Raw genomic sequence first — 14,206 nt, forward strand, 5'->3', positions numbered from 1 at the left:
GTGTGCAGCGGTCCCGGCGTCCACTGCCGGACCGGTCGCCCGCCGTCCGCGAAAGGCGCACCGTGAGCGAGCAGACACACCCCCACGAGCCGCACACGCACAAGCCGCACACCCACGAGCGGCACATCCATGAGCCGCACACGCACGAGCCGGGCCGCCGGCCGCCGGGCCACACCGGCGGCCATGGTCACCAAGGCCGCGGTCACGGCGGCGCACCCGGCGACGACCACTCCCCCGCGGACGGGCGCCGGGCACGGACACGGCACCGGCCGGCGCATCGCCTCGCGCATCGCCTCGCGCACCTGGTCGCCCCGCACGGTCACGGGGCGGTGGACAAGGTCGACGCCGCGATGGAGACCTCCCGCAAGGGCTTGCGCGCGCTGTGGCTGTCGCTGGGCGTCCTCGGGGCCACCACCGTCGTGCAGGCGGTGATCGTGGCGGTGTCCGGTTCGGTCGCCCTGCTCGGCGACACCGTCCACAACGCGGCCGACGCGCTGACCGCCGTACCCCTCGGCATCGCCTTCGTGCTGGGCCGGCGGGCGGCCGACCGCCGCTACACCTACGGTTACGGCCGCGCCGAGGACCTGGCCGGCGTCGCCATCGTGCTGACCGTCGCCGCCTCCGCCGCGCTGGCCGCCTACGAGGCCGTGGACCGCCTGGTCCACCCGCGCGACGTCACGCATCTGTGGGCCGTCGCCCTCGCCGCGCTGACCGGGTTCGCCGGCAACGAGTGGGTGGCCCGGCACCGTATCGCCACCGGCCGCGAGATCGGCTCCGCCGCGCTGGTCGCCGACGGACTGCACGCCCGGACCGACGGTCTCACCTCCCTGGCCGTCCTCCTCGGCGCCGGCGGTGCCGCCCTCGGCCTGCGCTGGGCCGACCCGGCCGTCGGCCTGCTGATCACCGCGGCGATCCTCGTGGTGCTCAAGGACGCCGCCCGGGAGGTCTGCCGGCGCCTGATGGACTCCGTCAGCCCGGACCTGGTCGAGGCCGCGGAGCAGGCCCTGCGCGCGGTCGAGGGCGTCGAGCACGTCGGCTCCGTGCGGATGCGCTGGATCGGCCACGCCCTGCGCGCCGAGACCGACATCGTCGTCGACCCCCGGCTCAGCGTCGCCCGCGCCCACGCCATCGCCGTAGAGGCCGAGCACGCCCTCATCCACGCCGTGCCGCGGCTGACCGCCGCCACCGTGCACATCGACCCGCACATCCCTTCCGGCGGCGCCGACCCCCACGCGCCGCTCGCCCACCACGCCGGCCGGGGGGACATGACCCCGGGCCATCGCCTCGCCCGCGGCGGTGCTATCAAGGGTGTATGAAGGTATTTTCCGGGCGCCTTCGGGTCCCGGAACGCCGTCCGCCCACCGGAGGCCCGCGGCCGTCCCGGGCTTCCCTGCTGGACGTGCGCAGCGCGGCCGGTCAGGTGTTCCTCCTCCAGGTCGTCATCGTGGTCCTGCTGGTCGTCGCGGCGGTGGCGGCCATGGTGCTCCAGACGGCGCGTGACGCGCTGCAGCGAGGCCGCCGTGAGTCGGTCGTCGCGGCCCAGTCCTTCGCGAGTGCCCCCGGCACGGCCCAGGCGCTGCAGGGCCCCGACCCGACGGCGGTCCTCCAGCCGCGGACCGAGGACGCGCGCAGACGTTCGGGCGTGGACTTCGTGGTCGTCATGAGCACGCAGGGGATCCGGTACACGTATCCCTACCCGCAGGAGATCGGGAAGAAGTTCGTCGGCACCATCGCTCCGGCCCTGCACGGCCGCACCGTCGTCGAGCAGGCCGGCGGCCCGCCCCTGCCCACGGGCAACGGCACGGCCGTGCAGGCGGTGGTCCCCGTGTACGACGCGCGCGGCAAGGTGGTCGGGCTGGTCTCCGCCGGGATCACGGTGCACAACGTGGCGGCGCTGTGGCTGCCGCAGCTGCCGATCATCCTGGGCAGCGGCGCGGCCGCGCTGGCACTGGCCGTCACGGGCACGTCCTTCGTGGCCCGGCGGCTGCGCCGGCAGACGCACGGCATGGCCCCGGCGGAGCTGGCGCAGCTGTACGCACACCATGACGCGGTCCTGCACGCGGTCCGCGAGGGCGTGCTCATCACCAGCGCCGACGGGCGGCTGCTGCTGGCCAACGCGGAGACGAGGCGGCTGCTCGGTCTGCCGGACGACGCGCTGGGGCGGCCGGTGCGGGAGCTGGGGCTGCCGGAGTCGATCACTCGTGTGCTGACGTCGCCGGAGGCGGTCACCGACGAGGTGCACCGCGCGGGGGACCGGCTGCTGGCGGTGAACAAGCGGCCCACGTATCCGCGCACCGGCGAGGGAGGCAGCGTGGTGACCCTGCGCGACACCACCGAGCTCGCGACGGTCTCGGGCCGGGCCGAGGTCGCCCGGGAGCGGCTGAGCCTGCTGTACGCGGCCGGGGTGGGCATCGGCACGACGCTGGACGTGGAACGCACGGCGCAGGAACTGGCCGACGTCGCGGCGTCGCAGTTCGCCGATCTGGTGACCGTGGACCTGCTCGACGCGGTGCTGCGGGGGTGGGAGCCGACGGCGGAGGGCTGGCGGCATCTGCGGCGCGCGGCCATCGGCGGTGACCAGCGGGCCTTCCCGGTGTACCGGCTGGGCGAGGTGATCACGTTCTCGAGCCGGGCGCCGCAGATGCGGACGCTGCAGGAGCGGACCGTCATGCTGGAGGCGGATCTGCGGCAGGCGCACGGGTGGCGCGAGCAGGACCCGGAGCGCGCCCGAAGGGCCCTGGAGGCCGGGCTGCGTTCGCTGGTGACGGTGCCCCTGCGGGCGCGGAACGTGCCGCTGGGCGTGGTGAACTTCTACCGGACGGTGCGCTCACCGGCGTTCGAACCGGAGGATCTCGCCTTCGCGCAGGAACTGGCCACGCGGGCGGCCGTGGCCCTGGACAACGCCCGCCGGTTCGCCCGGGAGCACGCGATGGCGGTCACACTGCAGCGCAGTCTGCTGCCGCGGGCGCAGCCGGAGCAGGACGCGCTGGAGGTGGCCTGGCGGTACCTGCCCGCCGCGGCGGGGGTGGGCGGGGACTGGTTCGACGTCATCCCGCTGTCGGGCGCCCGGGTGGCCCTGGTCATGGGCGATGTCGTCGGTCACGGGCTGCACGCGGCGGCGACGATGGGCCGGCTGCGTACCGCGGTGCACAACTTCTCCACCCTGGACCTGCCGGTGGACGAGGTGCTCGGGAACCTCGACGACCTCGTCGTCCGCATGGACGACGAGGAAGGCCCGGACGACGACGCCGAGGGCCAGGAGGGGGAAGGGGTGACGGGGGCAACGGTCCTCTACGCCGTCTACGACCCGGTGGCGGGAGCGTGCACCATGGCCCGCGCGGGACACCCGGAACCGGTGGTGGTGCGGCCGGACGGCACCGTCGTCTGCGCGGGCGTGCCGGCCTCGCCGCCGCTCGGTCTGGGCGGCCACCCCTTCGAGGCCGCCGAGATCGTCCTGCCGGAGGGCTCACAGCTGGTCCTGTACACCGACGGCCTGGTGGAGGACCGCGCGCACGACATCGACGTGGGGCTGGAGAGCCTGCGCCGGGCCCTGGACGGCTGCGGGAGCCGCACCCCGGAGGAGACCTGCCAGGCCGTGATCGACGAGCTGAAGCCGTCGCACTCAGTCGACGACATCGCGCTGCTGACGGCGCGCACCCGGAAGTTCCCGGCCTCGCGCGTGGCCGAGTGGGACGTGCCGCCGGACCCTGCGGTGGTCCCCTCGGTGCGGGCGCGGTGCCGGGAGACGTTGCGGGAGTGGGGACTGGCGGAGGCCGGTTTCGCCACGGAGCTGATCCTCAGCGAGCTGGTCACGAACGCCATCCGCTACGGCTCGCCCCCGGTCGGTGTGCGGCTGGTGCACGGACGCTGCCTGATCTGCGAGGTGTCGGACGGCAGCGGCACCTCCCCCCGGCTGCGGCGGGCGGCGACCACGGACGAGGGCGGCCGGGGCCTGTTCCTGGTGGCCCAGTTCGCCCAGCGCTGGGGCACGCGCTACACCGGCCGCGGCAAGGTCATCTGGACGGAACAGCTCCTCCACGACGGCGCGAGCACCCCGGTGAGCCGCATCCCGGTCGACTTCCTCCTCGACCGGTTCGACGACCTGGAGGTATGACCCCCTCCCCGGCTCTCGGCCCGCCGGAGAAGCGGCCGGCCGTCCGGGTAGGAGGCCGCCCCGGGGCCGGTGCCCCGGCCGGTGCCCCGGGGCCGGTGCCCCGGGGCCGGGTGCCCCGGGATCGTGGGACGGTCCCGGGGCGTGCCGAGCGGGAGGCGGCCTGTCAGCGGCCGGCCCCCGTGGTCTGGCGGGCCGGCGGGGGCGCGTCGTGCCGGCTGCCGGTGCCCAGTGCGTGCAGGATCTCCTCCACGCTCTGCTTCGCGTCGCCGAAGAGCATGCTGCTGTTCTCGCGGAAGAACAGGGGGTTCTGCACGCCCGCGTACCCGGAGGCCATGGAGCGCTTGAACACGATCACCTGCTCGGCCTCCCAGACCCGCAGCACCGGCATGCCCGCGATCGGACTGCCCGGGTCCTCGGTCGCGGCGGGGTTGACGGTGTCGTTCGCGCCGATGACCAGCACGACCGAGGTGTCGGCGAAGTCGTCGTTGATCTCGTCCATCTCCAGGACGATGTCGTAGGGCACCTTCGCCTCGGCCAGCAGCACGTTCATGTGCCCGGGCAGGCGTCCGGCGACGGGGTGGACGCCGAAGCGCACCTCGACGCCCCGCTCGCGCAGCTGCCGCGTCAGCTCCGCGACCGGGTGCTGGGCCTGGGCGACGGCCATGCCGTAGCCGGGCGTGATGATCACCGAGCGGGCCTGGGCCAGCATCTCGGCCGCCTCCGCGGCCCGCACCTCGCGGTGCTCGCCGTGTTCCTCCTCGCCGCCGGAGGGCGCCTCGATGCCGAAGCCGCCCGCGATGACGGACAGGAAGGACCGGTTCATCGCCTTGCACATGATGTACGACAGGTAGGCGCCGGAGGAGCCCACCAGTGCCCCGGTGACGATGAGCAGGTTGTTGTCGAGCAGGAAGCCGGCCGCGGCCGCCGCCCAGCCCGAGTAGCTGTTCAGCATGGAGACGACGACCGGCATGTCACCGCCGCCGATCGAGGCGACCAGGTGCCAGCCGAGCGCCAGCGCCAGCACGGTCACCGCGATCATCAGGGGCAGACCCGGGCTGATCGTGAACCAGACGGTCAGCCCGGCGAACGCCACCAGCGCGCCGACGTTCAGGGCGTTCTTGCCCGGCAGCGTCAGGGGACGGGACTTGATGCGCGCCGAGAGCTTCAGGAACGCGACGATCGAGCCGGTGAACGTCACCGCGCCGATGAAGATCCCGATGAACACCTCGGCGTGGTGGATGCCCAGCAGATCGGCGCCGATCCGGGTCTGTGCCGCGCCGTGGGACTCCACCTCCAGATAGCTGTTCCAGCCCACCAGCACCGCGGCCAGGCCGACGAAGCTGTGCAGGACGGCGATCAGTTCGGGCATCTGCGTCATCTCGACGCGGCGCGCCCGCCACAGGCCCGCCGCCGCGCCGAGCGCCATCGCCAGCACGATCAGCGCGACTGCTCCGGCGGTGATGCTCTGCGCCGCCACCACGACGGTGGCGACCAGGGCGAGGGCCATGCCGGCGATGCCGTAGACGACGCCGGCGCGGGAGGTGCGGTGCTGCGACAGGCCGGCCAGGCTGAGGATGAACAACAGGGCGGCCACCAGGTCGGCGGCGTGTGAAGCCGTCAGTGAGGTCATCTCGGCTCAGCCTTTCGAGAACATGGACAGCATGCGGCGGGTGACGGCGAAACCTCCGAAGATGTTCACGCTCGTCAGCAGGACCGCCACGAACGACAGCGTGGTGACGATCCAGCTCTCGTGCCCGATCTGCAGCAGGGCGCCGATGACGACGATCCCGGAGATGGCGTTGGTCACCGACATCAGCGGGGTGTGCAGCGCGTGGTGCACCTTGCCGATGACGTAGTAGCCGATCACCACCGCCAGCGCGAAGACGGTGAAGTTGCCCGCGAGTTGCGCGGGGGCGAAGGCCACCAGCAGGAACATCGCCAGCATCCCGAGCCCGATCAGGCCGAAGCGCCACGCGGGGGTGAGCCTCGGCCGCTTCGGCTCGGGCTCCGCGGGCGCGGCCGCGGGCTGCGCCGCGGGCGCGGCCGAGACCGCGACGGGCGGCGGCGGCCAGGTGACGCCGCCGTCGCGCACCACGGTCACCGCCCGCTGCACGACGTCGTCGAAGTCGATCGTCAGCTGCCCGTCCTTGCCGGGGGTGAGCAGCTTCAGCAGGTTGACCAGGTTGGTGCCGAACAGCTGCGACGCCTGCGCCGGGAGCCGGGAGGCCAGGTCGGTGTAGCCGATGATGGTGACGCCGTTGTCGGTCACCACCGTCCGGCCCGCCACGGTGCCCTCGACGTTGCCGCCCATCGCGGCGGCCATGTCGACGACGACGCTGCCCGGCTTCATGACGGCCACGTCCTCGGCTGTCAGCAGCCGCGGCGCCGGCCGGCCCGGGATCAGCGCGGTGGTGATCACGATGTCCACGTCCCCGGCCTGCTCGCGGTAGAGCTCGGCCGCGGCGCGGTCGTAGTCGGCGGAGGTCGCCTTGGCGTAGCCGTCGGTGCTCGCCTCCTGTTCGACCTCCACGGGCAGGTACTCGCCGCCCAGCGACTTCACCTGGTCCGCGACCTCCGGCCGCGGGTCGGTGGCGCGCACGATCGCGCCGAGGCTGGAAGCCGCGCCGATCGCCGCCAGACCGGCCACACCCGCGCCGGCCACCAGCACCTTCGCCGGCGGCACCTTGCCCGCCGCGGTGACCTGGCCGGTGAAGAACCGTCCGAAGACGTGCGCGGCCTCGATGACCGCGCGGTAGCCGGCGATGTTCGCCATCGAGGAGAGCACGTCCATCGACTGCGCCCGGGAGATGCGCGGCACCGCGTCCAGCGCCAGCGCGGTCACCCCGGCGCCGGCGAGCGCCTGGAGCAGTTCGGGCTTCTGCGCCGGCGTCAGCAGGGCGACCAGGGTCGCCCCGCGGCGCAACCGGCGGATCTCCCCGTCGGAGGGGGCGTTCACCTTCAGGACGACATCCGTGTCCCAGGCGTCGCCGATCCCCGCGCCGGCATCGGCGTACGCCTGGTCGTCGAAGCCGGAGGCCTCGCCGGCCCCGGACTCCACGACGACCTCGTAGCCGAGGCCGAGCAGTTGTCGCACCGTCGCCGGGGTCGCCGCCACCCGCGTCTCCCCCGAGACGGACTCGGCCACTACGCCGATGCGCCGGGGAGGATGATGTGAGAGTTCTTCAGCAGACATGTCCTGTATCTCTCGTGAGAGGAGGGCGCGAAAGGGAAATCTGCGCTCGGGGAAGGGACGACGTCCTTCCCGTGATCGCTGGAACCTACCCTTCCGAGGGGTGCGGGCCAACGTGAACCGACGGTGAAGTACTTCACCTTGCGCTGTCGGCCGACAGGTATCGGACAGCGCGGGACCGGACCGGCTGGCCCCGTCGGCCGCCCCTGCGCCCGGCTCCCCGGCGCGCGGTCCACGGGCGCGGAGAGCGGGGCAGAGCGCGTGGGAACGGGGAAGCAACCCGGCATCCGGAGGACGGTTCCTGAACGCACGTCAGCGGTCCTCGCCGCACTGCTCCGAGGGCGGCGCCCGCTCGCGCCGGAGACGAAACGGGCGATCGGTGCGGCGACGAAGCCGGCGGTCCGTGCGGCGCCGCGGCGGGCCCGTCGCGGGTCACCGCAGTACGTCGCGCCGGTCGCCGCAGGCCCGTGGCGCCGGTCGCCGCAGGCCCGTGGCGCCGGTCGCCGCAGGCCCGTGGCGCCGGTCGCCGCAGGCGCGTCGCGGCACTCGCCGCCAGGCCCGTCGCGCCGGTCGCCGCAGGCGCGTCGCGGCACTCGCCGCCAGCGCGCCGGTCGCGGCACTCACCGCAGGCCCGTCGCGGCACTCGCCGCAGGCCCGTGGCACCGGTCGCCGCAGTACGTCGCGGCAGTCGCGGCGGATCGAAGAGCCGTGGGGGCCGGTGCGGCGCCGGCGGTCGCCGGCGTTTCCGGGACGGACGGCGCGCCGGCTGTGGCCCTCGTCACTTCCCCTCATACCTACTGGTCGGTACGCTGCGGCGAGCCCGTCAACGACAGGAGGCGCGATGTCCGCGACCAACCGCCAGATCCGTCTGGCCGCTCGCCCGGTCGGCGAAGTGCGGCCCGAGGACTGGGAGCACTTCTCCGGCCCCGTCGAGGAGCCCGGCCCCGGCTGTTTCGCGGGCCGCACCCGTGTCATCTCCCTGGACCCGGCGATGCGGGGCTGGCTGGACGACCGCCCCTCCTACCTGCCGCCCGTGGCCATCGGCGAGGTGATGCGCGCCGGCTCGGTCGTCGAGGTCACCGCCTCCCGCCACCCCGGCTTCCAGCCGGGCGACCACGTCGTCGGCACCTTCGGCGTCCAGGAGCACGTGGTCTCCGACGGCAGGGGCGCCATGAAGATCGACACCTCTCTCGCCCCGCCCTCGACCTACCTCGGCGCGCTGGGCATGCCCGGCATGACCGCCTACTTCGGGCTGCTGGACGTCGGGGCGCTCAAGGACGGCGAGACCGTCGTGGTGTCGGGGGCGGCCGGAGCGGTGGGCTCCCTCGTGGGGCAGATCGCCAAGGCCAAGGGCTGCCGGGTCGTGGGCATCGCCGGGGGGCCGCAGAAGTGCGCGCTGCTCACCGGGGAACTGGGCTTCGACGCCGCGATCGACTACCGCGCCGAGGACGTCCGCAAGGCGCTGCGCCGGCACGCGCCCGACGGCATCGACGTCTACTTCGACAACGTGGGCGGCGATGTCCTCGACGCCGCCCTGACGCGGCTGGCGATGCACGCGCGCGTCGTGATCTGCGGCGCCATCAGCCAGTACAACAACGCCACGCCGGTCAAGGGCCCCTCCAACTACCTGTCGCTGCTGGTGCGCCGCGCCCGTATGGAGGGATTCGTCGTCTTCGACTACGCCAAGCGCTACCCGCAGGCCGCGCGGGAGATCTCCGCCTGGATCGGCGCTGGCCGCATCAAGGTCAAGGAGCACGTGGTCCGCGGCAGCGTGGACGACTTCCCCGAGACCCTGCAGATGCTCTTCCGCGGGGAGAACATCGGCAAGCTCGTCCTCGAACTGGCCTGAGCCGACCGGAAAGCAGGCCGGGGGTCGCCCGGCCGGGCGGGACCGTGCCCCGACCGGCCGGGCCGGGGCCCCTGGGAGCGCGGTCGCGCGCGGTCACCGGGGCAGGGTCAGGAGGCGTGGCGGAAGACGGCGGCGGGGCCGATGACGTCGGGGCCGTACTTGGCGCGGATGCGGTCCATGGCCGCCTCCGCCGTCAGGCGCGCCTCGCGGGCCTGGTCGAGGGTGATCTGCCGGGCGACCCGGCCGGCGTCGACGAGGTCCTCGCCCTTGAGGACGATGCCCGTGAGGCGGCCGCGCTGCAGGCCGGCGGCGTCCATCAGCTGGTACGCCACCGCGCGCAGGTCCTCCTCGTGCGCGGACGGTTCGGCGAGGCGGCGCGTCCGGTCCCAGGAGGCTCCGCCGGCGAACTTCAGCACGAGGGTGAGCGCGCGGGCGGCCTGGCCACGCCGGCGCAGCAGCAGACCCAGTCGCACGACGAGGTCGAGCAGCGCGGCGCGCACCGTGGCGCCGTCCAGGGTGTGCTGGGTGAAGGCGTGGCGCACGAGGGCGGCCTCGGGCAGGGCGCGGGCGACGACCGGGCGCGGGTCGACGCCGCGGGCCCGGTCCGCGGCCAGCCGGCCGGCCCTGCCGCCGAGCAGGCGCTGCACGGTCGCGGCCGGGACGGCGGCGAGCAGGCCCACGGTGTGGATGCCGTAGTCGCGCAGGGTCTCGGCCTGGCGCGGGCCGATCCCGTGCAGGGCCTGCACCGGCAGGGTGGCGAGCCAGCCGGGAACCTGCTCCGGTGCCACGGTCAGGACACCGCCGGGCCGGGGCACCTGGGCGGAAGCGGTGGCCGCCACCGTGGCCGAGGGGCCGATTCCGACGCGGACGTCGACACCGAGACGGGACAGGGTGCGCACCCGCAGCACCTCCCCCAGCCGGCCGGGGTCCGCGCCGTGGTAGCGCAGGGCGCCCTTCAGCTCCACCAGCGCGGCCGTGGGCGGCAGCGCCTGAACCACCGGGGACAGCTCCGCCAGCTGCTCCAGCACCTGCCGGTAGAGCTCCTCGGGCACCCGGTCGGGGCAGCGCACATGCATCACCGTCGACTCCCCGGACACCCGTCGCACCTCCTCGTTCGCCATCAGGTCACCTCCTCCCTCACCTTATCGAACATAAAATCGAACACGCGAGGCCGCAGCGAGATGATCATGGGGCGGCGGAGCAGGCGAGAGCCGCTCCGCCGCGCCCGCCCGGTACCGTGGCTTCGCATGACCGACTCCGAGACCGAGATCACCGCGGACCTGGTCCACGAACTGCTTCGCGAGCAGCATCCGGACCTCGCGGGGCCGGCCGTCCGCGAGGTGGCGGGCGGGTGGGACAACCAGCAGTGGCGTCTCGGGGACGAGTTGGTCGTGCGCATGCCGCGCACGGAACGCGCCCCGGACCTCCAGCGCAAGGAGTGCCGGTGGCTGCCCGTGCTGGCTCCGCGACTGCCGCTTCCGGTCCCGACCCCGGTACGGACCGGTGAACCGTCGGCGCGCTTCCCCAAGCCCTGGACCGTCATGACGTGGGTGCCGGGCGAGCCGCTGGACCGCACCTCGATCAGCCGCGGCGACCACGCGGCCGACACCCTGGCGGGGTTCCTCAGGGCACTCCACGAAGAGGCCCCCGCCGACGCGCCGGCCGGCAAGGACCGCGGCGGCCACCCCAGGGAGTGCACGGACGGCTTCGACCACCTCTTCCACGCCGTCGTCCCCGACGACCTCGCCGAGGACGTCCGGGCCGTCTGGGACGACGCCGTCGCGGCGCCCGAGTGGGAGGGTCCGCCGCTCTGGGTGCACGGCGACCTGCATCCGGCGAACGTCGTCGTCTCGGACGGGACGCTCTCGGGGGTGATCGACTTCGGCGACCTGTTCGCCGGCGACCCGGCGTGGGACCTCGCGGCCGCATGGGTGATCCTTCCCGCGGGCACCGCCTCACGGTTCTTCGACGTGTACGCGCGCGCGGACGTCGGGACGATCCGGCGCGCCCGCGGGCTGGCCGCTCTGAAAAGCCTGTTCCTCATGCTGATGGGCCGGAACGGGGACCGGGGCCTGCCCGGCGGTAAGCCGGCGTGGGGACCCGCGGGCCGGGCAGCACTCGACCGCGTTCTGCGGGGCCGGCACTCCTCACCGTCCCGGCCGTGATCCTGCCCGCTTGCCCGGCCGGGCCGGCCGGGCCCCGGCGGCCCCGGATGTCAGTGGCGGCGCGTACGGTCTGCGCATGGTTGATCAAGAGCCCTCCGCGGCATCGATGAACGACTTCGCGACCTGGGAGCCCGTGCTGCGGCTCCTGCTGGCCGGCCGCCCGCACGGGCCCGCCGGGCGGCCCGTCCAGGTGTCGGGACGGATCGGCCGGCACAGCTGGAGCCTGGACCTGAGGCGGCGTATGCCGGCGCCGGGCCGGGCCGCCCGGGCGGAGGACGCGCGGGAGGAGTTCGACGCCGTGCGGCGGGTGCAGAGCGCGCTCGCGGACGCGGGGGTCGACGACGTCTCCTTCACGGCGGAGATACAGCCGACCGGGAGGACCGCGCTCCGCCTGCTCGGGCCCAGCCCCGCCGTGGAACCCGGCATCGGCACCCCGCACCCGGGGGCCCTCCTCCTGGTCGACGGCTCCCTTCCCGAGCCCTGGCGCCGGCTGCCCGATCCCGCGCCCGGGGCGGTGCCCGCTCCCTCGGCGGACCCGGCCCTGCTCGAACGGACGCTGCGCGAGCGGCTGCCGCATGCGATCGGGGCGACCGAGGAGGAGATCGCCGCGGCCGAGGCGCGCCTCGGCGTCCCGCTGCCCGAGGAACTGAAGGCCCTCTACCGGGTGACCCGGGCGCGGTGGGAGGACCTGGGCGACGACTACGAGGCGGCGGCCCGCGAGAGCACGGCGGTCGGCTGCGAGCTCTTCAACCTCGACGGCCTGTACGTCGCCGACGCCGGCTCCCGCCACTGCCGCTGGGAGTTCGCGGCGATGGAGGCGGTCGTCACCCCGCCCGACGCCGCGGTGCAGGGGCTCGTCGGCTCACCCGGGTGGATCGCCTTCGGCGACAACGGCGGCGGGGACCGGCTGGCCGTCGATCTGACGCCCGGCCCCCGCGGGCACCTGGGACAGGTCGTCATGCTCTCCCACGAGGAGAGCACCGGCGCCGAGCTCATCGCCGACTCCCTCACCGACCTGGTGCTGGGCATCCGGCCCCGCGCACGGTCCGGCCGCGCGGAAGAGGAGCGGCCACCCGTCGTGGCCCGGGTCAACATCGCGAGCCTGAAGACCGTCGAGGCCGCCGCGCACCCCGGTCTGGAGGTGCTGTCCATCGGCGTGTGGGACGGCGCGCCGTTCAGCCTCGCCCCCGTCACCGGGCTGCCCCGCCTGCGCACCCTCACCGCCTACCCCGGCACGCTCGCCGACCCGCTGGAGATCGGCAAGCTCACCGGGCTGGAGTTCCTGGAGCTCGGCCCCCGGGAGTGGCGCGCCCTGCTCGACGCCGGGGCCGTCCCGCGCAGCCTGTCGGCCGCCGCCATCGTGGTGCACGGCGACCAGGACCCGCTGCCCGTCGTGGACCTCGCGAACGAGATCCTGGCCCTGTGGAACCGGCCCCTGATCGTCCGGACCGTCCTCGAAGGAGACCTCGGCCCGGTGGCATAGCCACTCGGACCCGGGGCGGTCCGGCCGAACTCCCACCGTCACCCACCGTCCTGCCGCAGCGGCCGCTGCGGCAGCGTCGCTCCGGAGGCATCAGAGGCATCACGAAAGCAATCAACGCCGGTTCACCTCGGACAGCGCCCTGCGGCCGCCACCCGGCAACGGCAAAAACTCACCAAAGACAGCGGCCATCAGCCCGAATCGGCGCTACGCTTGGCATGCCGTCCCGGCGGTCATCCCCCGTGCCGCCGGGACGGCCTTTGCATGCGACAACGCGGTTCCGCGCACCGCGGTGGCAGCGGACTCCCCCTTCCTCGCCCGATCGTGCCGATCGTGCCCGGACCCTGGATCGGCGTTGCCGTTCGTCCCCGATCATGGATCGGCGCGGTCCCGATAGCGTGGGGGCATGACCAACTCGTATGCGACCGAGGACGATGCCGGGGTCGCGACAGCCGCGGCCCGCGCCGGTGCGCACGTGGTGCGCGGCATGTTCGGCCGGCGGCTGACCCGTATCGACAAGGGCGCGGGGGACTTCGCCACCGCCGCCGACGTGGAGGCCGAGAAGGCGATCGTCGGCGTCATCCGCGCCGCTCGGCCCGATGACGCGGTGCTCGGCGAGGAGGGCGGGCGGCAAGGCCCTGCCACGGCTGTGCGGGAGTGGCTGGTGGATCCCCTGTGCGGCACGCTGAACTACGCCGCCGGCACCATGGCGGTGGCCGTCAACGTCGCGCTGCGCGACGGGGCGGCGGCGGTGGCGGCGGTGGCCGACCCGTTCAGCGGGGAGGTCTTCCACACCGACGGCGAGACCGCCCGGGTACGGCACGAAGGGGCCGACACCGGGCTGGCACCCACGTCCGCCTCCCGGTTGGTGGACGTGAACCTGGATCCGCCGTTCTGCGGCGCACCCGACTTCCGCGCCGTGGACCTGCTGGCGCACCCGCTGTTCGCCGAGCGCTTCCGGGCACGGGTCGTGTCCTCGACGCTGGCACTGGCCTGGGTCGCGGCCGGAAGGCGGGCCGCGTACGTCACCGACGGCGGCGACCTGTCCGCCAGCGTCCACTTCGCCGCCGGCATCGCCCTGTGCCGGGCCGCCGGCTGCGTGGTCACCGGCGTGGACGGCGGCCCGCTCGGGCGGACGGGCCGCGGGCTCGTGGCCGCGGCGGACGCCGGCACCCACGAGACGCTGATGTCGGTGATCCATGCGCCGCGACGCGAGCCGCACCCCCGGTAATACCCCCTGAGGTATGGGATGCCCTTCCCCGCTCCGCCATACTCTCGGGGGAGAGATACCCCCTGGGGTAATTGAGGAGGCAACGAAGTGGCCCGTGAAAGGACTCCCGGAGCGCTTGGCCCCGCCACGGCCCGGCCGTGCGAGCACGCGGCCTGAACCCGCCCCTCCCCGCCCGAC

The 14,206-nt window shown here is 74.2% G+C and carries 9 protein-coding genes; 6 read left to right on the plus strand and 3 right to left on the minus strand.

The window, feature by feature from the left end:
- The first annotated feature begins 125 nt into the window (after positions 1-125).
- Positions 126-1,316, plus strand: coding sequence for a cation diffusion facilitator family transporter (locus ACI2LW_RS06725; RefSeq protein WP_404730195.1), 1,191 nt, complete (start codon positions 126-128; stop codon positions 1,314-1,316).
- Positions 1,313-4,114 (plus strand): SpoIIE family protein phosphatase, encoded by a 2,802-nt coding sequence (locus ACI2LW_RS06730; RefSeq protein WP_404730062.1) that lies wholly within the window; start codon positions 1,313-1,315, stop codon positions 4,112-4,114. The genes ACI2LW_RS06725 and ACI2LW_RS06730 overlap by 4 nt, the downstream gene beginning before the upstream one ends.
- A gap of 163 nt (positions 4,115-4,277) precedes the next feature.
- On the opposite strand, the gene pntB is transcribed toward ACI2LW_RS06730, so the two are convergent.
- Together pntB and ACI2LW_RS06740 are read right to left on the minus strand one after the other, a co-directional pair.
- Positions 4,278-5,744, minus strand: a complete 1,467-nt coding sequence (pntB, locus tag ACI2LW_RS06735; protein WP_404730063.1) for a Re/Si-specific NAD(P)(+) transhydrogenase subunit beta — start codon at positions 5,742-5,744, stop codon at positions 4,278-4,280.
- A 6-nt stretch (positions 5,745-5,750) separates the two neighbouring features.
- On the minus strand, positions 5,751-7,307 hold the full coding sequence (locus tag ACI2LW_RS06740; protein ID WP_404730064.1) for a Re/Si-specific NAD(P)(+) transhydrogenase subunit alpha: 1,557 nt from the start codon (positions 7,305-7,307) through the stop codon (positions 5,751-5,753).
- 838 nt (positions 7,308-8,145) lie between these two features.
- Here ACI2LW_RS06740 and ACI2LW_RS06745 point away from each other — a divergent pair.
- On the plus strand, positions 8,146-9,153 hold the full coding sequence (locus ACI2LW_RS06745) for an NADP-dependent oxidoreductase (RefSeq protein ID WP_404730065.1): 1,008 nt from the start codon (positions 8,146-8,148) through the stop codon (positions 9,151-9,153).
- Between the two features lie 107 nt (positions 9,154-9,260).
- Here ACI2LW_RS06745 and ACI2LW_RS06750 read toward each other — a convergent pair whose 3' ends face one another.
- Entirely contained in the window at positions 9,261-10,274 is a 1,014-nt protein-coding gene (locus ACI2LW_RS06750) for a hypothetical protein (RefSeq protein WP_404730066.1), read from the minus strand.
- Positions 10,275-10,400: 126 nt separating this feature from the next.
- Between ACI2LW_RS06750 and ACI2LW_RS06755 the strand changes: the two genes are divergently transcribed.
- The 3 genes from ACI2LW_RS06755 (at position 10,401) to ACI2LW_RS06765 (ending at position 14,029) form a co-directional block, all read left to right on the plus strand.
- Complete coding sequence (locus ACI2LW_RS06755) at positions 10,401-11,318, plus strand: aminoglycoside phosphotransferase family protein (protein WP_404730067.1); 918 nt, start codon at positions 10,401-10,403, stop codon at positions 11,316-11,318.
- A 76-nt stretch (positions 11,319-11,394) separates the two neighbouring features.
- On the plus strand, positions 11,395-12,801 hold the full coding sequence (locus ACI2LW_RS06760) for an SMI1/KNR4 family protein (protein ID WP_404730068.1): 1,407 nt from the start codon (positions 11,395-11,397) through the stop codon (positions 12,799-12,801).
- Between the two features lie 403 nt (positions 12,802-13,204).
- A complete protein-coding gene (locus tag ACI2LW_RS06765) occupies positions 13,205-14,029 on the plus strand; it encodes an inositol monophosphatase family protein (protein WP_404730069.1) in 825 nt (274 codons plus the stop codon).
- Positions 14,030-14,206 lie beyond the last annotated feature (177 nt).

It is taken from the genome of Streptomyces sp. NPDC004065 (assembly GCF_044903565.1).
Classification (GTDB): domain Bacteria; phylum Actinomycetota; class Actinomycetes; order Streptomycetales; family Streptomycetaceae; genus Streptomyces.

Excerpts from the sequence above, each read along its gene's own strand:
- ACI2LW_RS06730 (WP_404730062.1), top strand. The coding sequence starts at position 1,313 with ATGAAGGTATTTTCCGGGCGCCTTCGGGTCCCGGAACGCCGTCCGCCC.
- pntB (WP_404730063.1), bottom strand. The coding sequence starts at position 5,744 with ATGACCTCACTGACGGCTTCACACGCCGCCGACCTGGTGGCCGCCCTG.
- ACI2LW_RS06740 (WP_404730064.1), bottom strand. The coding sequence starts at position 7,307 with ATGTCTGCTGAAGAACTCTCACATCATCCTCCCCGGCGCATCGGCGTA.
- ACI2LW_RS06745 (WP_404730065.1), top strand. The coding sequence starts at position 8,146 with ATGTCCGCGACCAACCGCCAGATCCGTCTGGCCGCTCGCCCGGTCGGC.
- ACI2LW_RS06750 (WP_404730066.1), bottom strand. The coding sequence starts at position 10,274 with ATGGCGAACGAGGAGGTGCGACGGGTGTCCGGGGAGTCGACGGTGATG.
- ACI2LW_RS06755 (WP_404730067.1), top strand. The coding sequence starts at position 10,401 with ATGACCGACTCCGAGACCGAGATCACCGCGGACCTGGTCCACGAACTG.
- ACI2LW_RS06760 (WP_404730068.1), top strand. The coding sequence starts at position 11,395 with ATGGTTGATCAAGAGCCCTCCGCGGCATCGATGAACGACTTCGCGACC.
- ACI2LW_RS06765 (WP_404730069.1), top strand. The coding sequence starts at position 13,205 with ATGACCAACTCGTATGCGACCGAGGACGATGCCGGGGTCGCGACAGCC.